This window comes from Enterobacter sp. CCUG 70166, assembly GCF_020224095.1.
GTDB lineage: Bacteria > Pseudomonadota > Gammaproteobacteria > Enterobacterales > Enterobacteriaceae > Enterobacter > Enterobacter intestinihominis.
On record NZ_NRIQ01000008.1, the window covers coordinates 17,014 to 40,204 of the forward strand.

Genomic DNA, 23,191 nt, shown 5'->3' on the forward strand with positions numbered 1-23,191 from the left:
TTATGCATTCCTTAAGCGGCGTTCACGAGTATTTCTTATCAGAGTATTACTACGGCAATTGGCTTGTTCGATATATCCCCTACACGACGAAATGTTAGCTGTAAAATTAGCCCAACTTACCCACAGTGCATATCCAGAATCAATATTATCACTGAGTCGAGCGGGCACATTCACTCGTCCAGAAGAATTTGATAACAATGTTGGTAACTGGACACCAATAAGTCCATGTTGTTTATCAAGCGTCGCTTTAATTTCCCAGTCAATATATTTCCTCCCCCATGATTCATTACCGACCAAGACAATAGAACATGAAGTCCCTGTGATATAATACTCACGAATACGTCGCATGACATAGTCAATATCCTCACTATCAACTCGACGATCAAGGGAATTATCCGTTACAGCCTCATATTCATCATGAAATTTTTTTGAGAATTCATTATAGTAATATTGATCACCATCATGGTGGTAACTTAAAAAAACCTTTCTTTTAATTATTTCGCTATTATACATATCTGATCCCTTAAATTTATCTTAGCGTAAAAAAAATCTAATCACCATAGTATATTAGTTCTTATAGCAGGAACATCCGCGGGATTTTTCTTTGCTGCTGGTTCCATAACATTTCTTTTATCAAATGCCTGGTTAATATAAAATTCACTATTCCCTATAAAATCTGAATACTTAACTAGTGAGCAATAAACATCCATATCCTCATAGTGAGGGACGACTTTTGAAAAGCTATGATTTTTTTTAATTAACCAAGGGAGATAATGTTCATAACCCCAATCAATGGTTCTAATTCCAATGCCGCAATTGCAAAAAACATCACTACATACACCAGAGCTAAATACGCTCGAATATATTTCATCTCTAATTACACCGATTAATCCAGCAGGATTCGCCCCCCATAAAGATGCTTGAACTTCTGAGTTAATGAAAGGTCTGTTGGCAGTTTCTGTACCTGTGAGTACTACTGTTACGGTAGAGTCACCAAGATAGTCCTCCCGAATTTTCCGCATAATGTAATCTTCACTGACATTACTGCTGATATCCCCGTCACTTACGGACTTGTCAATAAATGACGCACCACCAAATGCTTCAATGATTCCGTCCTTCAAATCTTGTTCGTTTGCATGATGATAACTCAGAAAAGTTTTATGCATTACTCCTCCCACTTAGCAATATCGATGTTAAAAATAACACTAACTTCCTCACAGAAAAATTTATTAATGCATTCAAAATCAGCCATCAATTGGCTGAAATGATAGTAATGAGTCTGGATTATTCCAATTGGTGTTAAATGATAAATTAAAGAAACATTTTCACCGTTAGAATCCTTATCCCTCGTCAATACAATATCGTTTGTTGAGATGTACTTATGCCAACGCCTGTAATTATTCTGATGTTTGGTAAGCAATTGATTCAGTTTTTTTAGCATTTTATTAGATATACGATACAACTCCATATCTCTTTTCCGCTTAACATCCAGCACTCTTATTTCAACACGAATGAAATTATAGATATCATATAAAGAGTTAAAAACCTCCTCAAATGAGTCAGAATGTGGATCAATTTTGAACACACTTCTTTTAGTATCAAGGAAATTGCGAACAGATCTTTTATATAGCAAGTCAGAACTATCAAATAAAATATTTAACCCGCCGAAAGTTAATTTTTCTAACTTTAATGAATATTTTCTCTCTAAAATACCGAAAAACAAAAATATAGTAATCAATGATAATATTAGAATTGAAAGGAGCGCTTTTACAAAATCAAAATTTGATATGATATTTTTGATAAACCACCATTGTGAGGCCGGTAAAAAAGAGAAGCACCCCATTAAAATAATTGCTATTAAAATAATTCCAAGTAGTAACAATCCCCTAACCATAAGCGAATCCTTATGAAAAATTTCAATCAAGTTGCATTTTCATCAACATACTGAAAAAATATTATTCACTATTATCAATGAGTTAAAGCCACATAACGCAATTACTAATTAATACTCAGAGATTACTATACCCTGATTCGGATTTCTCCGAAATCCTTCAGGATATCAATTTCACTTTTCACAGCCTGATTAAAAATTTGCGTATATCTGATGGACTGCATTGGAGTTTTCTCTAGACAAGCAGTGGATATCTTCATCAGCTAGCTGTCTGTGGCAATGCAGGACGGTAACAGATCACTAAAACATAATGCACCGGCAGAGTACCGATTGTACCTTATCCCCCCAATGGGCATTGCTTCTTCTTACAAGTGCATACATTTCTTAGAGGGGGTCATTCTGGTGGTCTTGACAGAAAAGGAATTCAGGTTTAGCTTACTTATTAGCCAGTTATTGGCAAAGGCGATCCCAGTCAGAGGAGCCAAATTTAAAAAGCCTGCTTTTAGAGCAGACTTTTTGCTTTTTTGCGTTCGTGAAATTGTCGGGTGGCGGCTTCACCTTACCCGACCTACGTGATAACAGTACTGTAGGCCCGGTAAGCGCAGCGCCACCGGGCAACAGAGTGTGCGATTACTCGCCTTTAGCGTCGACGTTTTTGATTTCGCCCATCACTTTCAGCTTTTTGGAGATGTCGCGACGCTCTTTGGACAGCTCAGCGTTTTTGATGATGTAGTCATCAACGCGATCTTCATAATCGCTCTTCATGCTGGCGATGATGCCCTGAATGGCTTCAACGCTCATACCTGGCTTGATGTAGTCGCTCAGGTTGTCCAGCAGCAGGACACGTTTCTGGTTGTCACGGATCTTCTTCTCTACGTCCTGGATTTCGCGCTGTAGCTTGTTTTTGCGGCGGAACAGGCGGACGAACTCCAGAACATCCTGGAACGAAGGCTTGGTAGTTTCCATTTTTACACCCCTGATAATGTGAGATTCGGATTCGTTAATGCAACCGTTTTAACAGACAGCGGCTGCGAATGACAATGAGTATATCGTTTAAAACCATCATAACCCTAATTGTTGCTGAATCGAAGCAGCAGGCATCACATACGCTTTTTATTTGCGCAGTGCCCGGCAAATCAGCTGCGATAACAACTCCAGCTGTCGCGCCAGCTCCATACTCAGCCAGACATAGCCGTGGATGGGCGTTTCCGACACATTGTCGCCCTGACGCTCATTCATCAGCTGTTTGAGCTCGATGACGATGTCATTCAGCCGCTCGCTGTTCGCCCGTATCGGCTGTGGGTTACCTTCGTAAAGTGCATGAGCGATGGTCAGCAGGGTTTGTTGCGTCATCTGCTGCGTCTCTTTCAGCGTATGCGCGTTGAGCATCAGAAGATGGCTGGGGCGTGAGGCCCAGTGGGCATTGATTTGCAGTTCAAGCATACAGACCAGATTACGGCTGACCGTTTGAATGGCTTCAAAAATGGCTTTCTGGATATGCGTCTCTTTGCTTGCCGGGGTAATTAACCCGCGCATTTTGACCACATCATTAAGGATTTTTTGCAGGTGCTTTTCCAGCCGCGGACGCTCAATCAGATTCGGCGAAAACCCGGCCTGGTAGACCCGGTTAAATGCCGTGACGTAGTTTGCCATCTGAATGCGCCAGTGCAGGAAGGCGCGCTGCGGCCAGATGCCGGTAAACAGCATGGCGAGCAACGAGCCGAGGATCACGTCCCCGCTTCGCCACAATGCGGTGGTCATATCGCCCGCCGGTGCGCCGACCACAACGGCGAGCGTAATGCCAATCAGCAGCGCCTGATACGGTTTTTTTCCGAGGGCCAGCCATCCGCAAAGAAACATCGCCACCGCGCACCACAGCAACATGAACGGAAATGAAATTAGCTCCAGCTTCAGGGCGATAAGCCCAAGCGCCGAGCCTAAAACGGTACCGCCTATGCGTTCGAAAGCGCGAGGGACCACGTTCCCCCAGAATGAGATCGGCCCCATCACCACCACCAGCGTGATCAGCGGCCACGTCCCTTCCGGGATATCCAGCAAACGAACCAGTACGAAGGTCAGCACAAACGCCAGCGCAATGCGGCAACCGTGCACCACGCGATAATGTTTGTATAACCGAATTTCAAAAGGGGTTAATGACTTGTCGGGGCGCACACCCGTCTCCAGCTCTACGGCAAACCACAATTGTACTGTGTTTTCAGCCGGGTGGATCGCGCCCGGCTGAAAAACCCTGCGTTTCGCAGGATTATCCCACTTTGTGCTCTACCGGTACAAACATCTCAATATCCCAGTAGCCGTCAGCATTGCCATCGTTCAGATAGCGTTCGAAGCAGGGTTTTGGCGCAATCTGGAATTTGCTGTCTTCCAGCAGGGAGTTGAAGAACTGATACCACGGGGTGGCGAAATCATGATTTTCGACGCGCGCGGCGGCAATAGCATACTCTCCGGCAGCGATTTCGGTCAGCATTACCCCTTCGCTGTTATCAGGGATAGTGAAATCGTCCGCTACCGTTACGGCGGTAACGCAGCGAAGCTTTTCTGCCGGCACGTCATCCGGATTGTCATAATAAACGGCCACCCACTCCTGCGGCTGAATATGACGTCCATCTACCCACATAACCAGCTGTTCAAATCCCTGCTTGACCGTCTTTTCCCACGGCCCCACGAGATGAAAGCCAGCGATCGTACGTTTCTGTTGCTGCCTGATGCTGTAGTCCATGCTGCCTCCGTTTATTACTGTATATATATACACTATAAAGCAGAATCGAGATTATCGGCAAACCAGGAGTGTTTATTATGTGAGCAGACTCGCAACACTGCCAGTCTGCCCGAAAAGGTTAGAGTTTATGATGCAGATAATCGCCGAGGCGGGAGAAAAGGCCGCCCTTTTCAACGCGCTCCAGCGTAACCAATGGCCAGTGCGCTACCACCTTGTCACGATCGTACAGCTGGATCTCCCCTACCCGCTGATGCGCGGCGATCGGCGCTTCCAGCTCTTTTTTATCCATTACATATTTCGCCTTGATGTTCGGCACTTCCGTTTTGGGTAATGCCAGCCAGAAATCCTGATCCGTGCCCAGCGCGATCTGCTCTTTATCGCCATACCAGATGCGTTCGGTTCCCACTTTTTTGCCGTTATGCAGGATCTGCACCGTATCGAAATTTTGCTGTCCCCAGTGGAGCAGCTTGCGCGCCTGATCTTCACGTCCTTTCGGGCTGTCTGCCCCCATCACCACCGCAATCAGTCGACGCTGACCATCCACTGCGGAGGCGATCAGGTTAAAGCCCGCGCCCGAGGTGTGTCCCGTTTTCAGACCATCCACGTTCATGGTCTTATCCCACAGCAGGCCGTTGCTGTTCTGCTGAGTGATGCCGTTCCAGGTCAGACTCTTCTCGCTGTACATGTGGTAGAACTCAGGCTCGCCGTGGATGATGGCGCGGGAAAGTACGGCGAGATCGTAAGCGGAGCTGTGCTGACCCGGTGCATCCAGCCCGTGTACGGTTTCGAAGTGGGTATCGCGCAGGTTCAGCTTTTCAACGTAGTCATTCATCATCCTGACGAACTGCGGCTGACCGCCCGCCACGTGATCCGCCAGCGCCACGCAGGCGTCATTGCCGGAATCAACAATCAGGCCGCGGCTGAGATCGCGCACAGAAACCCGATCGCCCTGCTTCAGAAACATCAGAGACGAACCGTCAAAGACCGGATTGCCTTTTGCCCAGGCGTCACGTCCGACCGTCACAATGTCATCGGGGCTGATGCGGTGGCTATCAATGGCACGATCGACAACGTACCCCGTCATCAGTTTGGTCAGGCTCGCCGGATTACGCTGCTGATGTTCGTTGCCCGCCGTTAAGATTTGACCCGTGGTGTAATCCATCAATACCCAGGATCCTGCCTGGATGGCAGGCGGCTGAGGTGAAAAATCCAGCGGCTCGGCAGCCAGCGCGGATGAAATACTCGAAGCGAGTAAAGAAACAGCAATAAACAGACGGCGTTTCAACGGTATATCCTCAGGTCAGTAAAAATCGATGACCTTTTTACGGGAGTTCTGATGTCGTTACCTGCCTTAATTGCAAAAAAATGTGACAGCACGCAGATTTTTTCGGAACAAATCTCGCAAATTTCTTGCCTGAAGGTGCTTTTTATTCGGACTGCTCACCCCAATCGTTTACCATAGAGACGTCAATTTTTAACAGGATGAGATTACTGGTGTCTGACTCTGCCGCGCGCCCGACTTTTTTGTTCCACGATTACGAAACCTTTGGCACCCATCCGGCGCTGGACCGACCGGCGCAGTTTGCGGCTATCCGAACCGATGACGAATTTAACGTCATCGGCGAACCCGAGGTGTTTTACTGTAAACCCGCCGATGACTACCTGCCGCAGCCAGGCGCGGTGATGGTGACGGGCATCACGCCTCAGGAAGCGCGGGATAAAGGCGTTAGCGAAGCAGAATTTGCCCGTCGCATCCACGACCTGTTCACGGTGCCCAATACCTGCGTGGTGGGTTACAACAACATCCGTTTTGACGATGAAGTGACGCGCAATATCTTCTACCGCAACTTCTACGATCCGTATGCCTGGAGCTGGCAGAACCGCAATTCGCGCTGGGATTTGCTGGATATCATGCGCGCCTGCTATGCGCTGCGCCCGGAGGGGATTAACTGGCCGGAGAACGACGACGGCTTGCCGAGCTTCAGGCTCGAGCACCTGACGCGGGCCAACGGCATCGAGCACAGCAACGCCCACGACGCGATGGCAGACGTCTACGCGACCATCGCTATGGCGAAGCTCGTAAAAACCGCGCAGCCGCGCCTGTTTGAGTATCTGCTGAGCCATCGCAGCAAGCAAAAGCTGATGACGCTGATTGACGTGCCGCAGATGAAACCGCTGGTGCATATTTCAGGGATGTTCGGCGCGTGGCGCGGGAACACAAGCTGGGTGGCGCCGCTTGCCTGGCATCCGGACAACCGTAACGCCGTCATCATGGTGGATCTTGCCGGGGATATCTCCCCGATGCTTGAGCTCGACAGCGACACCTTACGTGAACGGCTCTATACGCCGAAAGAGGCGCTGGGTGACCTGCCAGCCGTACCGGTAAAACTGGTGCACATCAATAAATGCCCGGTGCTTGCGCAGGCCAACACGCTGCGTCCGGAAGACGCCGACCGGCTGGGGATTAACCGTCAGCACTGCCTCGATAACCTGAAAGTGCTGCGCGACAACCCGCAGGTGCGCGAGAAAGTCGTCGCCATTTTTGCCGAAGCAGAGCCGTTCGTGCCGTCTGAGAATGTGGATGCGCAGCTTTATAACGGCTTCTTTAGCGATGCCGATCGCGCGGCGATGAACATCGTGCTGCAAACCGACCCGCGTAATTTGCCCGCGCTGGATATCACCTTTGCGGACACGCGCATTAAGAAGCTGATGTTTAACTACCGTGCGCGCAACTATCCAGGCACGCTGGATGAAGCAGAGCAGGAGCGCTGGTTACAGCATCGGCGCAACATGTTTACGCCTGAGTTTCTTAATAGCTATGCCCAGGAGCTGGAGATGCTTTACGGCCAGTATGAAGGGGATGCTGAGAAACAGGCGCTGCTGAAAGTGCTGTTCCAGTACGCGCAAGAAATTGTCTGAGTAGCGGGCACAAAAAAGCCGGAGGCGATGTCTCCGGCTTTTTTTTGCCGGGTGGCGCTAACGCTTACCCGGCCTACAAAACTGTAGGTCGGGTTGAGCATAGCCGCCACCCGACACAGTCTTACGCGACGTCTTCGTACTGAGGAACCGGGTTGCGGAAGCTCTTCGTTACGCAAGCCAGGTAAATCAGACCGATTGCACCCCAGATCAGACCCAGAACCATTGAGCTCTCTTCCAGGTTGATCCACAGGGCGCCCACCGTCAGGGCACCACACACTGGCAGCACCAGATAGTTGATGTGGTCCTTCAGCGTCTTGTTGCGCTTCTCACGGATCCAGAACTGCGAAATCACGGAGAGGTTAACGAAGGTGAACGCCACCAGCGCACCAAAGTTAATCAGCGCAGTGGCCGTTACCAGGTCGAACTTGATTGCCAGCAGGGCAATCGCGCCCACCAGCAGCACGTTCCACGCCGGGGTACGCCATTTCGGATGCACGTAACCAAAGAAGCGAGTTGGGAACACACCGTCACGGCCCATCACGTACATCAGACGAGAAACGCCCGCGTGCGCTGCCATACCGGATGCCAGTACGGTGACGCTGGAGAAGATCAGCACGCCCCACTGGAAGGTTTTACCCGCCACGTACAGCATGATTTCAGGCTGCGATGCATCCGGATCTTTAAAGCGAGAGATATCCGGGAAGTACAGCTGTAAGAAATAAGACGCACCGATGAAGATCAGGCCGCCAATCAGCGCGGTCAGGAAAATCGCTTTCGGGATCACGCGCTCGGCATCTTTGGTCTCTTCAGACAGAGAAGAGATACCGTCGAAGCCCAGGAACGAGAAGCACAGGATAGTCGCCCCGGTGATCATCGGCACAACGTGCGCACCTTCAGACCAGAACGGACGGGTGCTGGTCAGCGTACCTGCGCCTTCACCGTGGGAAACGCCGTAGATGATCAGCCCAACGATAACCGCAACAATCCCCATCTGAAGGATCACGATCAGGGTGTTGAAGTTAGCCACGGTCTTGATGCTGCGCAGGTTAGAGATGGTCATAAAGGCCACCAGCGCCACAACGAAGATCCACGACGGTACGGAAGGTACCAGCGCTTCGAAGTAAATTTTTGCCAGCAGAATGTTGATCATCGGCATGAACAGGTAGTCCAGCAGTGATGACCAGCCCACCATAAAGCCAACAGCCGGGCTAATGGATTTCTGAGCATAGGTGTACGCAGAGCCTGCGGACGGGAAACGGCGAACCAGTTTACCGTAGCTCAGCGCTGTAAAGAGAATGGCGACCAGTGCAAAGGCGTACGCCGTTGCAACGTGACCGTCAGTAAGGCCTGATACGATACCGAATGTATCGAACAGCGTCATCGGTTGCATATAGGCAAGGCCCATCATAACAACCGGAATCAACGTAAGCGTTTTACGTAATTCCACGCGAGAGGTGTTTGGAGTTGCGTTATGCGACATAGTTATTCTCCTTTACGGTGATAACCGCCACGTAAGCGAAAAATTGCCCCATTTCTTTCTTCCTCAGCGACAACAACTGTCGGATTTTAGTAAATATCTATCCGGTACGAAGCCCGGCCTCTTGGTTTTTAGTTTCGTTTCGTACATGCAAAAAAAAATAACCGACGCCTTTTATATCGTCGATTATTCATTTGTTTGCAGCGGCGGCATTTTGCCCTATTCCAGATACAAAAGGCAATACATTGAGAAACCTGCCCATAAATTAATTTTACTAACTGGTTGATTTCCCATCACCTGCCTGAGTGTAAACTGTCGCGATAGCACTATTTGCTAAAATTTCGTCTCGCCACCAGGCGCTGGCAAGCCCGGCGGTCTGTTCATTCCAGCCCACCCATACCGATTCGTTACTGCTCTGCGCTAAAACCTGTTTTTCCACCAGCGCGCCGCTTTCAATAAAGCGCTGTGCTAAATAACGGGGAAGGTAGCCGCACCCCAGGCCGCTTATTTGCAGTTCCAGCTTGGTTTTAAAATCAAAAACGGTGATGGCCTCCTGCTCATCCAGCAGCTGCGATGAAATGCCGCACTCGGGGCGAGAACTATCTCCAACCACAATGGCGCGATAGTTTTTAATGACGCGTCGGGTAACAGGCTCCGGTTCATTCGCCAGCGGGTGGTGAGGCGCAACGGCAAAAACCTGCTCCAGAACACCCAGCCGCGCAAAACCAAATTCACTCAGTTGAGGAGGCTCATGCAGCGCTCCAACGATGATATCCGCCCTGCCCTGCGTCAGGGCCTCCCAGGAACCGCCCAGCACGCCATTGATAAAAACCAGCCGGGTGACGCTGTGGCGCTGATAGAACGCCTCAATAAGCGGGGTAAGCAGCGAAAAAGGGAAAGTATCATCAACCCCAATCACCAGCTCATTTTCCCAGCCCTGATGAAGTTTGACGGCCTGTTTTTCCAGCTCGCGAACCGTATGCAGCACGTCACGCCCTTTTTCCAGCAGCATCTGCCCAGTACGGGTGAAACGCGCGCGATGGCCAGTGCGGTCAAGGATTTGAATATTAAGATCGCTCTCGAGCTTCTGCACGGTGTAGCTCAGAGCTGAAGGGGTTTTATAGAGCTTCGCCGAGGCGGCGGCAAAGCTCCCCTCTTTTTCCAGCGCATCCAGAATAACAAGAACATCCAGCAGCGGTTTCATCTTCGCCCCCTTGCGGTGTGCGATGGCCTCCGCCGGCGCAATTATTCCATGGGCATAACCAGCGGATCGGGATACTGATATTCAAATCCCAGTTCATGGCAAATACGATTGCCATCAATAATTTTGCCTTTGCGCTCCCCCTGCGCCTCACTGAACACCGGCGGCGCCAGACCCAGCTGGCGCGCCATCAGCGGATAAAAGGTGCTGCGTGGCGGATGCGAAGGCGCACATATATTATAGATGTGCCCCCCTTTCGGAGCCTGTAAAAGCAGCTCTATTGCACCGATAACATCTTCAAGGTGTACAAGGTTAACGCCGTGCTGACCATCCGGCGCGGATTTACCGGCAAAGAAGCGTCCCGGATGACGCCCCGGCCCCACCAGCCCGGCGAGGCGTAAAATATCCACCTGCGTGCCAGGCAGATTGTGCAGCCAGTCTTCCAGCTCTTTCAGTACCCGTCCGCTGGCGGTTACCGGACGGCGCTCGGTGTTTTCTTTCGCCGTACCGTCGATATCGCCATAGACGGAGGTCGAGCTGGTGAAAATGATACGCGGAATATGGTGCGCCAGGGCGCTGTCGACAATCTCCTGCACCGCCTGCAGGTAAAACGTCTCGCCCGGCCCGCTGCGCCGCGCCGGTAAGGTAATGACCAGCGCGTCCACATTCATCAGTTCATCCAGCTCGTCGGTATCGCAGATAAGCTCGGGTTCGAGACGCAGCTCGACACCATCAATGCCGCACATGCGCGCCACCTCAACCCCGTCCCGCGTGGTCTTACTCCCTGTCACCTGCCAGCCTTTCGCGGCTAATGACATCGCCAGTGGCATTCCTAACCACCCTAATCCGACAATCGCGACCTTTTTCATGACATTCTCCGCATAACGACGCCTGTTATAAGGCTACGCCAGCCTTATGGAACGCACAATTCATACCATCAATATGAAATGAATTAATGATCAAAAAAAGCCCTTGCTTTATGGCGTACAACTGGTTTAGGTTAAAAGACATCAAATGCATAAGCATTCAACGAGAATTTATATGACACGCGTTCCTTTTAAAAACCACCATCATCACCATCATCCTGACTAGTCTTTCAGGCGATGTGTGCTGGAAGACGTTTGGATCTTCCAGTGGTGCATGAACGCATGAAAAAGCCCCCGGAAGATCTTCTTCCGGGGGCTTTTTTTTGGACCGCATTCAGACAGGTTAAAACAGGTTAACGAGGAACACAGAATGTTAGATAACTCACGTTTACGCATAGCTATTCAAAAATCAGGCCGTTTAAGCGATGATTCACGCGAACTGCTGGCCCGCTGCGGGATTAAAATCAACCTGCACACCCAGCGCCTGATCGCCCTGGCTGAAAATATGCCGATCGACATTCTGCGCGTACGTGATGACGATATTCCGGGCCTGGTGATGGATGGCGTCGTTGACCTCGGCATCATCGGCGAAAACGTACTGGAAGAAGAGTTATTAACCCGCCGCGCGCAGGGCGAAGATCCGCGCTACTTTACCCTGCGTCGTCTGGACTTCGGCGGCTGCCGCCTGTCGCTGGCCACGCCGGTTGATGAAGCCTGGGATGGCCCGGCCGCGCTGAACGGCAAACGTATCGCCACCTCTTACCCTCACCTGCTGAAGCGTTACCTCGATCAAAAAGGCGTGCAGTTTAAATCTTGTCTGCTGAACGGCTCTGTTGAAGTGGCGCCGCGTGCGGGCCTGGCCGATGCCATCTGTGACCTCGTCTCCACCGGCGCCACGCTGGAAGCCAACGGCCTGCGCGAAGTGGAGGTGATCTACCGCTCCAAAGCGTGCCTTATCCAGCGCGACGGCGAGATGGCCGATGCCAAACAGCAGCTCATCGACAAACTGCTGACCCGCATTCAGGGCGTGATTCAGGCGCGTGAATCCAAATACATCATGATGCACGCGCCGACCGAGCGCCTGGACGAAGTGATTGCCCTGCTGCCGGGCGCTGAACGCCCAACCATTCTGCCGCTGGCGGGCGACCAGCAGCGCGTGGCGATGCACATGGTGAGCAGCGAAACCCTGTTCTGGGAAACGATGGAAAAACTGAAGGCGCTGGGCGCGAGTTCTATTCTGGTGCTGCCAATTGAGAAGATGATGGAGTAACGACCATGAGCTTTAACACAATCATCGACTGGAATACCTGTAGCGACGCGCAACAGCGTGAGCTGCTGATGCGCCCGGCAATTTCCGCCTCAGAGAGCATCACCCGCACCGTGGCGGAGATCCTCGATAACGTCAAAGCCCGCGGAGACGACGCGCTGCGCGAGTACAGCGCGAAGTTTGATAAAACTGAGGTCGACGCGTTACAGGTCACCGCACAGGAGATCGCCGGGGCGGAAAGCCGCCTTGGGGATGAGATCAAACAGGCGATGGCCGTCGCGGTGAAAAATATTGATACCTTCCACACCGCGCAGAAATTGCAGGCGGTGGATGTGGAAACCCTGCCCGGCGTGCGCTGCCAGCAGGTGACGCGCCCGGTGGCGTCCGTTGGCCTCTATATTCCTGGCGGCTCTGCCCCGCTGTTTTCGACCGTCCTGATGCTGGCCACCCCGGCACGTATCGCCGGTTGTCAAAAGGTGGTGCTCTGCTCTCCGCCACCGATCGCCGATGAGATCCTGTATGCGGCGAAGCTGTGCGGCGTGCAGGCGATCTATAAAGTGGGCGGCGCGCAGGCGATTTCCGCCCTGGCGTTCGGGACGGAGTCTGTTCCCAAAGTCGACAAAATCTTTGGCCCGGGTAACGCATACGTTACCGAAGCGAAGCGCCAGGTCAGTCAGCGTCTGGACGGCGCGGCGATTGATATGCCTGCCGGTCCGTCTGAAGTGCTGGTGATTGCCGACAGCGGCGCTACACCGGATTTCGTGGCCTCTGACCTGCTCTCGCAGGCCGAGCACGGCCCTGACTCGCAGGTGATTTTACTGACGCCAGATGCCGATATGGCAAAACGCGTGGGCGAGGCCGTTGAGCGTCAGCTGGCCGACCTGCCGCGTGCGGAAACGGCGCGTCAGGCGCTATCGGCCAGCCGACTGATTGTGGCTCGCGATATCGACCAGTGCATCGCCATCTCCAATCAGTACGGGCCGGAGCACCTGATTATTCAGACCCGTAACGCGCGCGATCTGGTCGACAGCATAACCAGCGCAGGCTCGGTGTTCCTCGGGGACTGGTCACCGGAATCCGCCGGGGATTACGCCTCCGGCACCAACCACGTGCTGCCCACGTATGGCTATACCTCAACCTGCTCCAGCCTGGGGCTGGCGGATTTCCAGAAGCGCATGACCGTGCAGGAACTCTCTCGCGAGGGATTTGCCTCGCTGGCGTCGACCATCGAAACCCTGGCCGCCGCCGAGCGCCTGACTGCCCACAAAAATGCCGTGACGCTGCGCGTTGCCGCCCTGAAGGAGCAAGCATGAACATTGAAGAATTAGCCCGCGAAAATGTCCGTCGCCTGACGCCCTATCAGTCTGCGCGTCGTCTGGGCGGGAACGGCGACGTCTGGCTGAATGCCAACGAATATCCCACGGCGGTGGCCTTTGAGCTCTCGCAGCAGACGCTGAACCGCTACCCGGAGTGTCAGCCGAAAGCGGTGATCGAGAACTATGCGCAGTATGCAGGCGTGAAGCCTGAGCAGGTACTGGTCAGCCGTGGGGCGGATGAAGGGATTGAGCTGCTGATCCGCGCCTTCTGCGAGCCGGGTAAAGACGCGGTGATGTACTGCCAGCCCACCTACGGGATGTACAGCGTCAGCGCCGAAACCTTTGGCGTGGCCTGCCGCAACGTACAGGCGCTCGACAACTGGCAGCTGGATTTGCAGGGCATCGCCGATAACCTCGACGGCGTGAAGGTGGTGTTTGTCTGTAGCCCGAACAACCCGACCGGGCAGATTATCAATCCGCAGGATATCCGTTCCCTGCTGGAAATGACGCGCGGCAAAGCGCTGGTTGTGGCCGACGAAGCCTACATTGAGTTCTGCCCGCAGGCGACACTGGCAGGCTGGCTTGAAGAGTATCCGCATCTCGTCGTGCTGCGTACCCTGTCGAAAGCCTTCGCTCTCGCCGGTCTTCGCTGCGGTTTTACGCTGGCAAATAAAGCGGTTATCGACCTGCTGCTGAAAGTGATCGCCCCGTATCCGCTCTCAACGCCGGTTGCCGATATTGCGGCACAGGCGCTGGCCCCGCAGGGCATCAGCGCGATGCGCGAGCGTGTGGCGCTGATCCTGGAGGAGCGTCAATATCTAGTCGATGCCCTGAAAACGATTTCGTGCGTGGAGCAGGTGTTCGACTCGGAGACCAACTACATCCTGGTGCGCTTCACCGCCTCAAGCGCGATATTTAAATCGTTGTGGGATCAGGGCATTATCTTACGAGACCAGAATAAACAACCTACCCTGAGCGGCTGCCTGCGTATTACCGTCGGCACCCGCGCGGAGAGCCAGCGCGTGATTGACGCCCTGAAAGCGGAGAAAGTATGAGTCAGAAGTATCTCTTTATCGATCGTGACGGCACCATCATCTCGGAGCCACCCAGCGATTTTCAGGTCGATCGTTTCGACAAGCTGGCGTTTGAACCCGGCGTGATCCCGGTGCTGCTGAAGCTTCAGAAAGCAGGCTATAAGCTGGTAATGATCACCAACCAGGACGGTCTGGGCACCGACAGCTTCCCGCAGGCGGACTTTGACGGCCCGCAAAACCTGATGATGCAGGTGCTGACCTCGCAGGGCATCGCCTTCGACGAGGTGCTGATCTGCCCGCATATGCCTGCCGACGAGTGCGACTGCCGCAAGCCAAAAGTGAAGCTTGTTGAACGTTATCTGGCTGAAGAGGCGCTGGATAAAGCCAACAGCTATGTGATTGGCGATCGCGTCACGGATATCACGCTGGCGGAAAACATGGGCATTGCGGGTCTGCGCTATAACCGCGACACGCTAAACTGGGCGATGATTGGCGAGCAGCTCACCAGACGCGACCGCTATTCCCACGTTGAACGCAACACCAAAGAGACGCAGATCGACGTGAAGGTCTGGCTCGATCGCGAAGGCGGCAGCAAGATCCACACCGGCGTCGGTTTCTTCGACCATATGCTGGATCAAATCGCCACGCACGGCGGCTTCCGCATGGAGATCGCCGTTAAGGGCGACCTGTATATCGACGATCACCACACCGTGGAAGATACCGGCCTGGCGTTGGGCGAAGCCCTGAAGCTGGCGCTCGGCGACAAACGCGGCATCAACCGCTTCGGCTTTGTTCTGCCGATGGACGAGTGCCTGGCGCGCTGCGCGATGGATATCTCCGGGCGTCCGCACCTGGAATATAAAGCCGACTTCACCTACCAGCGCGTGGGCGATCTCAGCACCGAGATGGTGGAGCACTTCTTCCGCTCGCTTTCTTACACTATGGGCCTGACGCTGCACCTGAAAACCAAAGGCAAAAACGATCACCACCGCGTCGAGAGCCTGTTCAAAGCCTTTGGCCGTACCCTGCGCCAGGCGATCCGCGTGGAAGGTGACGCCCTTCCCTCGTCGAAAGGAGTGCTGTAATGAACGTGGTGATTCTGGACACCGGATGCGCCAACCTGAACTCCGTACAGTCGGCGATTATGCGCCACGGCTACGAGCCGGTGGTGAGCCGCGACCCGGACGTGGTGCTGCGCGCGGATAAACTCTTTCTGCCGGGCGTAGGCACCGCCCAGGCGGCGATGGATCAGATCCACGAGCGCGAGCTGGTGGATCTCATCAAAGCCTGTACTCAACCGGTGCTGGGCATTTGCCTCGGCATGCAGCTGCTTGGCCGCCGCAGCGAAGAGAGCAACGGCGTCGATCTGCTGGGCATTATAGAAGAAGACGTGCCGAAAATGACCGACCACGGCCTGCCGCTGCCGCACATGGGCTGGAACCGCGTTTATCCGAAGGCGGGCAACAGGCTGTTCCAGGGAATCGAAGACGGCGCGTACTTCTACTTCGTCCACAGCTACGCCATGCCCGTGAATACCTACACCATCGCCCAGTGCAATTACGGCGAGGCGTTCACCGCCGCAGTGCAGAAAGATAACTTTTACGGCGTGCAGTTTCACCCGGAACGCTCCGGCGCCGCCGGTGCGCAGCTGCTGAAAAATTTCCTGGAGATGTGATGATAATTCCCGCTTTAGATTTAATTGACGGCACGGTTGTTCGTCTCCATCAGGGTGATTACGGGCAGCAGCGCGACTATGGCAACGACCCGCTGCCGCGGTTACAGGCTTACGCCGCTGAAGGCGCTGAGGTGTTGCACCTGGTCGATCTGACCGGCGCGAAAGATCCGGCGAAGCGCCAGATCCCGCTGCTTAAAACACTGGTGGCTGGCGTGGACGTCCCGGTGCAGGTGGGCGGCGGCGTGCGTACGGAAGCCGATGTTACCGCCTTACTGGACGCGGGCGTGGCGCGCGTGGTAGTCGGTTCGACCGCTGTGAAAGATCCTGAGACGGTCAAGGGCTGGTTCCGCCGCTTCGGCGCGGATGCGCTGGTGCTGGCGCTGGATGTGCGCATTGACGAACAGGGTAACAAGCAGGTCGCGGTCAGCGGCTGGCAGGAAAACTCCGGCGTGACGCTGGAAGAGCTGGTTGAGATGTATCTCCCCGTAGGGCTAAAGCATGTGCTGTGCACGGATATTTCACGCGATGGCACGCTCGCAGGCTCTAACGTCTCGCTGTATGAAGAGGTTTGCGCGCGTTATCCGCAGGTGGCGTTTCAGTCCTCTGGTGGTATCGGCGACCTGGCGGATATCGCCGCTCTGCGCGGAACCGGTGTACGCGGCGTGATCGTGGGTCGCGCGCTGCTGGAAGGCAAATTTACGGTGAAGGAGGCGATTCAATGCTGGCAAAACGGATAATTCCCTGCCTGGACGTGCGTGATGGTCAGGTTGTAAAAGGCGTGCAGTTCCGCAACCACGAGATCATTGGCGACATCGTTCCCCTGGCTAAACGCTATGCCGAAGAAGGCGCAGACGAACTGGTATTTTACGATATCACCGCCTCCAGCGATGGCCGTGTGGTGGACAAAAGCTGGGTGGCGCGCGTGGCAGAGGTGATTGATATACCCTTCTGCGTGGCGGGCGGGATTAAATCTGCTGACGATGCGGCGAAAATTCTCTCTTTCGGTGCGGACAAAATTTCCATTAACTCCCCTGCCCTGGCCGACCCGGAGCTGATTACGCGTCTGGCGGATCGCTTTGGCGTGCAGTGCATTGTCGTGGGGATCGACACCTGGTTTGATGCCGCAACGGGAAAATATCACGTTAACCAGTACACCGGCGATGAAAGCCGCACGCGCGTCACCCAATGGGAGACGCTGGACTGGGTGCAGGAAGTGCAAAAACGCGGTGCGGGTGAAATCGTGCTGAACATGATGAACCAGGACGGCGTTCGTAACGGTTACGACCTCGGGCAGCTGAAAAAAGTGCGCGCGGTCTGCCAGGTTCCGCTGATTGCCTCCGGCGGCGCGGGCACCATGGAACACTTCCTTGAAGCCTTCCGCGATGCGAACGTAGACGGCGCGCTGGCCGCTTCCGTGTTCCACAAACAGATTATCAATATTGGTGAGTTAAAAACGTACCTGGCCGACCAGGGCGTGGAGATCAGGGTATGTTAACAGAGCAACAACAGGCGCAGCTGGACTGGGAAAAAACTGACGGATTACTGCCGGTGGTTGTACAGCATGCCGTTTCAGGCGAAGTGCTGATGCTGGGATACATGAACCAGGAGGCACTGACAAAAACGATCGACAGCGGCAAGGTGACGTTTTTCTCGCGCACCAAACAGCGCCTGTGGACGAAAGGAGAAACCTCAGGTCACTTCCTGAATGTGGTCAGCATTACGCCAGATTGCGACAACGACACCCTGCTGGTGCTGGTCAACCCGATTGGGCCGACCTGCCACAAAGGCACCAGCAGCTGCTTCGGCGAGGCGAGCCACCAGTGGCTGTTCCTCTATCAGCTGGAACAGCTGCTGGCAGAGCGTAAATCAGCGGATCCCGAGAGCTCGTACACGGCGAAGCTGTACGCCAGCGGCACCAAACGTATTGCGCAGAAAGTGGGTGAGGAAGGCGTTGAAACGGCGCTGGCGGCCACTGTGCATGACCGTGAGGAGCTGACGAACGAAGCGTCGGATTTAATGTATCACCTGCTGGTGCTGCTTCAGGATCAGGAGTTGGATTTAACGACGGTGATTGAGAATCTGCGGAAACGGCATAAATAAAAAAAGACCGGGGAAACCCTAATGCTGGTCACTTAAGGTGACCAGCAGTTTTTTTATCCGGGTAATTCCTGCCCTTCACCCTGAGCTCTCTCGGGTAACTACGCTCCCGTCTTCCCGGTAATACCAGCCATCTCGCCTGTTCGTACGGTGACGGTACAGCTCGCTCACCGCACCCGCCGGATAACGACAGGGGCCTTCCAGAGACGTGAGGACTTTTCTACTCCTTTCCGTCCACTTTCCGGCTCAGAAGTCTGGCAGTGACCTCTTCCGGCAGTCCCGGCCATTGATTCCGGGCCAGCGGGCTCGTTTTCAGCTTCACCCGCTCGTCACCCCTCCCCAGACGGCACACGACCTCATACTGGGTATTCTTTATCAGGGGCAGCAGCCAGTGCCGGTTCTCTCCGGCGTGCTGCCAGTGATGCAGCAGCCCCGGGGAGTAATATCCCCTGTCGAACAGGGTGATACTGTTATCCGGTACCCGGTCCGTTAACTGTGCCGCCAGACGCATTTCGCTGACGCTCTCACTGTCGAAAGCGCTGGCGTTAATCAGATGGCTGCTGAGCTCCATTAGACAGACCATGCGCACCTGCGGATAGTTGCCTTCGCTGTGCTGGTTGCCGTGTTTGCTGAACGCTTCGCTGTTCTCCCGCGTGTCAGACGTTCTCCAGACCACACCATCCATCGCAAACAGGTACAGTCCGTGCCATTGCGGGTGTGACACCTGCTGGTTCCAGTATTGCTGCGTGATATCAAAAGCTCCCGGACAGCCCCCTCGCCGAGCTTTTTGCGGCGCTGGATAACGGCGCTTCGTGCGGTGAATGGCGCGCCCGAACGGTCAGTGATATCCATGAGATTAACAATATCGGTCATCGGCCTGTCACAGAAAACAGACATGCCGACAACAAGCCATGCAATTGATTCAATGGGAGTTTACGTTTACGGAGCGTCACAGTATCGGTCAGCCTGAAGGCTTCCCGGATAAGGTCTGCGTGGATGAGTTCGGAAAGGGAACAGGCACGTTCCGGTGCGGTGAGATGTATATTACCGGGAGCCTGAGAAAGTTCCATTTTAAAAGGGTCCATGAAGAGACATGAACCCTTTTTACACCAGCCACTGGATCGGTCAACCGATCCTTAAAAGATCGGCATAAGGGGCGACCCGGTCTTTTTTGTTTGTAAATCAGGCTCTTGGGTTGTATTTTCTCAGCGCATTGCGGCCAAGGACGACAGCAGAACCAATAACACCACCAAGCAGTATCGCGAGGATGAGGGTTACAGCCTTTTTAGGGCTATCACGGCGGAAAGGAAGGTCCGGTTTCATAACGTAACGATAGACATGAATGGTATCAGGATTAACGTTGAGATTCTGAATATCCAGTAAATTCTTTTTGGTCTGATAGTAAGAGCCAGAGAACACCAGCGGGCGAGATGCTTCGTTATCAACCATTGATTTGAGGGCAACAGTACCTAACAGAAACATCGTTTCCTGGGTCACATCCTGAGTTTGCTGAAGCTGCGGTGTGCTAATTTTTGCGGCTTCTGCGTTTTTAAGCGCCTCTGAAATCTGCTTGATACGCAGATCTTTTTGCTCCTGTACGACTTTCTCCTCATTTTTGAGGGAATCGTTCAATGTAGTAATCTGCTGCTTGAGGTTGTCTCTTAGGTCAAGCGCCAGTTCTTTAGCCGTCTGCTCATCGATCTGCTGAATATACTGCGCCAGTTGCTTCTGTGCAGCCTCAGCCGATTCACCCTGATAGCTAACGGTTAAGGGTAATGCCTGGCCTTTCACGGTCGGTTCGATAGTAAGTTTCTCCGGATCTTCCTGATTATCAAGCGCCTGCGCTAATGCGGAGAAGGAAGAGTTGAAACGGCCAATGGCGCGATTCTGAATGTCCAACATAGAAGGTGCGGCACCGCCATAAAGGATGTTCAACGCGTTTGCATAGGTGGCAATTTGCGCCGCATCAGGCTGGGAAATGATGGCGGATGAAGTCCATTTTTCTTTAGCAACAGTGATGTATGCAACAGCGAGAACAATAAAAGCAGCAATAAACGCTCCAATTACCCACTTACCGCGCCATAGTTGTACTACTAAATCAAGTAAATCAATTTGCTCCGGGTCATTGCTGCGATTGACCAGGCTATCGTTGTTCTGCGTCATACAATCCCTAACAGATGAAAAAGGGCAAAAATAATCTTGTTTCCATAGTGTATCTCTTGTTGTAGAAAATTCTATAAGAATCCGATGAGTTATATCGGAAAGATGGGTTATGTATGTGAAGAGCAACGCGCTATCATAGACGGATTCTGATGTCCTGGGACATCAACAAGAACACTGTGAATGAGGGAAGCTATGAAATTTCTGGTAACGGGCGCGGCGGGCTTTATCGGTTCTCATGTCAGCAAGCGCCTGCTTGATGCAGGGCATGAAGTTGTTGGGATTGATAATCTGAATGATTACTATGACCCTAACCTCAAGCTCGCTCGCCTCGAACTGCTCAAATCCGGGAGTTTCACCTTCCACAAGCTGGACTTAGCGGACCGCGAGGGCATGGCTGCGCTCTTCGCCAATGAGAACTTTGACCGCGTGATCCATCTTGCCGCACAGGCGGGCGTGCGTTACTCGCTGGAAAACCCGCATGCCTACGCAGATGCTAACCTGGTAGGTCACCTTAACGTGCTGGAAGGCTGTCGCCACAACAAGGTTCAGCATCTCCTGTATGCGTCATCCAGCTCTGTTTACGGCCTCAACCGTAAGATGCCGTTTTCTACTGACGACTCCGTAGACCATCCGGTTTCCCTGTATGCGGCAACCAAAAAAGCCAATGAGCTGATGTCGCATACCTATTCGCATCTGTACAATCTGCCTACCACTGGCCTGCGCTTCTTTACCGTGTATGGCCCATGGGGCAGACCGGACATGGCGCTGTTCAAATTCACCAAAGCCATGATTGAAGGCAACAGCATCGACGTATACAACTTCGGCAAGATGAAGCGCGACTTCACCTATATCGATGATATTGCGGAGGCGATTATTCGCCTACAGGACGTTATTCCTCAGGCCGATGCCGACTGGACAGTCGAAACCGGTTCGCCAGCAACCAGCTCTGCCCCGTATCGCGTGTATAACATCGGTAACAGCTCACCTGTCGAACTGATGGATTACATTACCGCGCTTGAAGAGGCGCTGGGGAAAGAAGCGGTGAAAAATATGATGCCGATCCAGCCGGGGGACGTGCTGGAGACCAGTGCGGACACCAAAGCGCTGTATGACGTTATTGGGTTTAAACCACAAACCTCAGTCAAAGAAGGAGTGAAAAACTTCGTCGACTGGTACCGCAACTTCTATAACGTTTAAAAACAAAAAACCCGGCACAGCGCCGGGTTTTTTATATCACGATTTTGATCAGTCGCTGCCGAACAAATCGCGGGTATAGACTTTATCTTTCACGTCCGCCAGCTCTTCCGCCATACGGTTGGAGATAATTACATCCGCTTCTTTCTTAAACGCATCCAGATCGCGGATCACACGCGAATGGAAGAACTCATCTTCCTGCATCGCCGGTTCATAAATAATGACCTGCACGCCCTTCGCCTTAATACGCTTCATGATCCCCTGAATGGAAGAAGCGCGGAAGTTATCGGAACCGCTCTTCATGATCAGGCGATACACGCCCACCACTTTTGGCTGACGAGCGAGAATAGAATCCGAGATGAAGTCTTTACGCGTGCGGTTGGCATCCACAATGGCAGAAATCAGGTTGTTCGGCACTGCCTGATAGTTTGCCAGCAGCTGCTTGGTATCTTTTGGCAGACAGTAGCCGCCGTAACCGAATGAAGGGTTGTTGTAATGGTTACCGATACGCGGGTCGAGACATACGCCCTCGATGATCTGACGGGTATTCAGACCTAAACTCTCGGCATAGCTGTCCAGCTCGTTGAAGTAAGCCACGCGCATGGCCAGATAGGTGTTAGCGAAAAGCTTAATCGCTTCTGCCTCGGTGGAATCGGTGAACAGCACCGGAATATCTTTTTTGATTGCGCCTTCCTGAAGCAACGCAGCAAAACGCTCTGCACGCTCGGAACGCTCGCCAATCACGATACGGGATGGGTGCAGGTTATCGTAAAGCGCCCTCCCTTCACGCAGGAACTCTGGCGAGAAGAAGATATTATCAATACCAAATTTTTCTTTGATGGATTTGGTAAAACCAACCGGGATCGTCGACTTGATAACCATTACTGCATCAGGGTTAATGCCGATAACATCTTTGATAACCGCTTCGACGGTTGAGGTGTTGAAATAGTTGGTTTTTGGATCGTAGTCAGTAGGCGTGGCAATAATGACGTAATCCGCATCGCGGTATGCATCTTCTTTATCCGTCGTGGCGCGGAAATTCAGCGTTTTGTTGCTGAGATAATCCTGGATTTCTTTGTCGACGATCGGCGATTTCTTCTCATTGAGCATATCCACTTTGGCCTGCACGATATCAAGTGCAACCACTTCATGGTTCTGAGCAATCAAAATGCCGTTTGAAAGACCGACATACCCTGTTCCGGAAATTGTTATTTTCATTCGCTAATGACTTCTTTTAGTTAACTGTACTGATGGCCGCCAGACCATCGCGATAAACATAACTGTTGGGCTTTGTACCTCCTGGCAAACAACACTGTCAAGGCAAACCAGGAGTAATCATTACGAGCGGGACGAG

At 52.9% G+C, this 23,191-nt stretch carries 25 protein-coding genes, 1 pseudogene and 1 other annotated feature; of the genes and pseudogenes, 12 read left to right on the forward strand and 14 right to left on the reverse strand.

Translation table 11 applies throughout. From position 1 onward, the window contains the following. Genes CKK19_RS04290 through CKK19_RS04300 form a run of 3 tightly spaced genes read right to left on the reverse strand, consistent with a single transcriptional unit; the run spans position 1 to position 1,894 of the window. Positions 1 to 513, reverse strand: a complete 513-nt coding sequence (locus CKK19_RS04290; RefSeq protein ID WP_072040168.1) for a TIR domain-containing protein — start codon at positions 511 to 513, stop codon at positions 1 to 3. Positions 514 to 554: 41 nt separating this feature from the next. Then, positions 555 to 1,166, reverse strand: coding sequence for a TIR domain-containing protein (locus CKK19_RS04295; RefSeq protein WP_100098102.1), 612 nt, complete (start codon positions 1,164 to 1,166; stop codon positions 555 to 557). Next, positions 1,166 to 1,894 (reverse strand): hypothetical protein, encoded by a 729-nt coding sequence (locus CKK19_RS04300; protein WP_100098101.1) that lies wholly within the window; start codon positions 1,892 to 1,894, stop codon positions 1,166 to 1,168. The genes CKK19_RS04295 and CKK19_RS04300 overlap by 1 nt, the downstream gene beginning before the upstream one ends. Before the next feature lie 345 nt (positions 1,895 to 2,239). Here CKK19_RS04300 and CKK19_RS04305 point away from each other — a divergent pair, with 345 nt between their 5' ends. Next, positions 2,240 to 2,467 carry a hypothetical protein gene (locus CKK19_RS04305; RefSeq protein WP_225455039.1) on the forward strand — a complete coding sequence of 76 codons (228 nt, stop codon included), beginning with the start codon at positions 2,240 to 2,242 and terminating at the stop codon, positions 2,465 to 2,467. 54 nt (positions 2,468 to 2,521) lie between these two features. On the opposite strand, the gene CKK19_RS04310 is transcribed toward CKK19_RS04305, so the two are convergent. The 4 genes from CKK19_RS04310 to dacD all read right to left on the reverse strand — a co-directional run bounded on the left by CKK19_RS04310 (position 2,522) and on the right by dacD (position 5,919). Continuing rightward, positions 2,522 to 2,857 carry a DUF496 family protein gene (locus tag CKK19_RS04310; RefSeq protein ID WP_000450410.1) on the reverse strand — a complete coding sequence of 112 codons (336 nt, stop codon included), beginning with the start codon at positions 2,855 to 2,857 and terminating at the stop codon, positions 2,522 to 2,524. Between the two features lie 147 nt (positions 2,858 to 3,004). Continuing rightward, positions 3,005 to 4,063, reverse strand: coding sequence for an FUSC family protein (locus CKK19_RS04315; RefSeq protein WP_022648598.1), 1,059 nt, complete (start codon positions 4,061 to 4,063; stop codon positions 3,005 to 3,007). A 91-nt stretch (positions 4,064 to 4,154) separates the two neighbouring features. Then, positions 4,155 to 4,628, reverse strand: coding sequence for a DNA gyrase inhibitor SbmC (gene sbmC / locus CKK19_RS04320; protein WP_022648599.1), 474 nt, complete (start codon positions 4,626 to 4,628; stop codon positions 4,155 to 4,157). A 118-nt stretch (positions 4,629 to 4,746) separates the two neighbouring features. Next, positions 4,747 to 5,919, reverse strand: coding sequence for a serine-type D-Ala-D-Ala carboxypeptidase DacD (dacD, locus tag CKK19_RS04325; protein WP_225455040.1), 1,173 nt, complete (start codon positions 5,917 to 5,919; stop codon positions 4,747 to 4,749). 191 nt (positions 5,920 to 6,110) lie between these two features. Between dacD and sbcB the strand changes: the two genes are divergently transcribed. Continuing rightward, the gene (gene sbcB / locus CKK19_RS04330; RefSeq protein ID WP_412523758.1) at positions 6,111 to 7,547 is read left to right on the forward strand and encodes an exodeoxyribonuclease I; all 1,437 of its coding nucleotides are present in this window, start codon (positions 6,111 to 6,113) and stop codon (positions 7,545 to 7,547) included. A 121-nt stretch (positions 7,548 to 7,668) separates the two neighbouring features. Here sbcB and CKK19_RS04335 read toward each other — a convergent pair whose 3' ends face one another. From CKK19_RS04335 to CKK19_RS04350, 4 genes are all read right to left on the reverse strand, one after another. Beyond that, positions 7,669 to 9,027, reverse strand: coding sequence for an APC family permease (locus tag CKK19_RS04335; RefSeq protein WP_022648602.1), 1,359 nt, complete (start codon positions 9,025 to 9,027; stop codon positions 7,669 to 7,671). Next, entirely contained in the window at positions 9,017 to 9,079 is a 63-nt protein-coding gene (gene yoeI / locus CKK19_RS04340) for a membrane protein YoeI (RefSeq protein WP_099458931.1), read from the reverse strand. The genes CKK19_RS04335 and yoeI overlap by 11 nt, the downstream gene beginning before the upstream one ends. Positions 9,080 to 9,298: 219 nt before the next feature. Further along, positions 9,299 to 10,228 (reverse strand): LysR substrate-binding domain-containing protein, encoded by a 930-nt coding sequence (locus CKK19_RS04345; RefSeq protein WP_063853277.1) that lies wholly within the window; start codon positions 10,226 to 10,228, stop codon positions 9,299 to 9,301. Positions 10,229 to 10,269: 41 nt separating this feature from the next. Continuing rightward, entirely contained in the window at positions 10,270 to 11,094 is an 825-nt protein-coding gene (locus tag CKK19_RS04350) for an SDR family oxidoreductase (RefSeq protein WP_225455033.1), read from the reverse strand. A gap of 172 nt (positions 11,095 to 11,266) precedes the next feature. Between CKK19_RS04350 and hisL the strand changes: the two genes are divergently transcribed. From hisL to hisIE, 9 genes are all read left to right on the forward strand, one after another. Continuing rightward, a complete protein-coding gene (hisL, locus tag CKK19_RS04355) occupies positions 11,267 to 11,317 on the forward strand; it encodes a his operon leader peptide (RefSeq protein WP_099516347.1) in 51 nt (16 codons plus the stop codon). Further along, positions 11,293 to 11,416, forward strand: a sequence feature (His leader region). It overlaps the preceding gene by 25 nt. 45 nt (positions 11,417 to 11,461) lie before the next feature. Then, positions 11,462 to 12,361, forward strand: coding sequence for an ATP phosphoribosyltransferase (gene hisG / locus CKK19_RS04360; protein ID WP_000886595.1), 900 nt, complete (start codon positions 11,462 to 11,464; stop codon positions 12,359 to 12,361). A gap of 5 nt (positions 12,362 to 12,366) precedes the next feature. Next, on the forward strand, positions 12,367 to 13,671 hold the full coding sequence (hisD, locus tag CKK19_RS04365; RefSeq protein ID WP_023300525.1) for a histidinol dehydrogenase: 1,305 nt from the start codon (positions 12,367 to 12,369) through the stop codon (positions 13,669 to 13,671). Then, positions 13,668 to 14,729 (forward strand): histidinol-phosphate transaminase, encoded by a 1,062-nt coding sequence (hisC, locus tag CKK19_RS04370; RefSeq protein WP_063853278.1) that lies wholly within the window; start codon positions 13,668 to 13,670, stop codon positions 14,727 to 14,729. Before hisD ends, hisC begins: the two co-directional genes overlap by 4 nt. Beyond that, positions 14,726 to 15,793, forward strand: a complete 1,068-nt coding sequence (hisB, locus tag CKK19_RS04375; RefSeq protein ID WP_063853279.1) for a bifunctional histidinol-phosphatase/imidazoleglycerol-phosphate dehydratase HisB — start codon at positions 14,726 to 14,728, stop codon at positions 15,791 to 15,793. The genes hisC and hisB overlap by 4 nt, the downstream gene beginning before the upstream one ends. Continuing rightward, positions 15,793 to 16,383, forward strand: coding sequence for an imidazole glycerol phosphate synthase subunit HisH (gene hisH / locus CKK19_RS04380; RefSeq protein ID WP_003859485.1), 591 nt, complete (start codon positions 15,793 to 15,795; stop codon positions 16,381 to 16,383). The genes hisB and hisH overlap by 1 nt, the downstream gene beginning before the upstream one ends. Next, a complete protein-coding gene (gene hisA / locus CKK19_RS04385; protein ID WP_063853280.1) occupies positions 16,383 to 17,120 on the forward strand; it encodes a 1-(5-phosphoribosyl)-5-[(5-phosphoribosylamino)methylideneamino]imidazole-4-carboxamide isomerase in 738 nt (245 codons plus the stop codon). Before hisH ends, hisA begins: the two co-directional genes overlap by 1 nt. Next, positions 17,102 to 17,878: an imidazole glycerol phosphate synthase subunit HisF gene (gene hisF / locus CKK19_RS04390; RefSeq protein WP_048966310.1), complete on the forward strand. Its 777-nt coding sequence runs from the start codon at positions 17,102 to 17,104 to the stop codon at positions 17,876 to 17,878. The genes hisA and hisF overlap by 19 nt, the downstream gene beginning before the upstream one ends. Further along, positions 17,872 to 18,483, forward strand: a complete 612-nt coding sequence (hisIE, locus tag CKK19_RS04395; protein WP_045348858.1) for a bifunctional phosphoribosyl-AMP cyclohydrolase/phosphoribosyl-ATP diphosphatase HisIE — start codon at positions 17,872 to 17,874, stop codon at positions 18,481 to 18,483. The genes hisF and hisIE overlap by 7 nt, the downstream gene beginning before the upstream one ends. 111 nt (positions 18,484 to 18,594) lie before the next feature. Here the strand turns inward: hisIE and CKK19_RS04400 are convergent. Together CKK19_RS04400 and wzzB are read right to left on the reverse strand one after the other, a co-directional pair. Further along, positions 18,595 to 19,550 (reverse strand): annotated as a pseudogene (locus tag CKK19_RS04400) (IS4 family transposase); the annotation flags it as partial. A 112-nt stretch (positions 19,551 to 19,662) separates the two neighbouring features. Beyond that, on the reverse strand, positions 19,663 to 20,643 hold the full coding sequence (gene wzzB, locus CKK19_RS04405) for an LPS O-antigen chain length determinant protein WzzB (RefSeq protein WP_063853282.1): 981 nt from the start codon (positions 20,641 to 20,643) through the stop codon (positions 19,663 to 19,665). 192 nt (positions 20,644 to 20,835) lie between these two features. Here wzzB and CKK19_RS04410 point away from each other — a divergent pair, with 192 nt between their 5' ends. Next, positions 20,836 to 21,840, forward strand: a complete 1,005-nt coding sequence (locus tag CKK19_RS04410) for an NAD-dependent epimerase (RefSeq protein WP_063853283.1) — start codon at positions 20,836 to 20,838, stop codon at positions 21,838 to 21,840. Positions 21,841 to 21,888: 48 nt separating this feature from the next. Here the strand turns inward: CKK19_RS04410 and ugd are convergent, their stop codons facing one another. Continuing rightward, positions 21,889 to 23,055: a UDP-glucose 6-dehydrogenase gene (gene ugd, locus CKK19_RS04415; RefSeq protein ID WP_022648612.1), complete on the reverse strand. Its 1,167-nt coding sequence runs from the start codon at positions 23,053 to 23,055 to the stop codon at positions 21,889 to 21,891. Between the last annotated feature and the right edge of the window lie 136 nt (positions 23,056 to 23,191).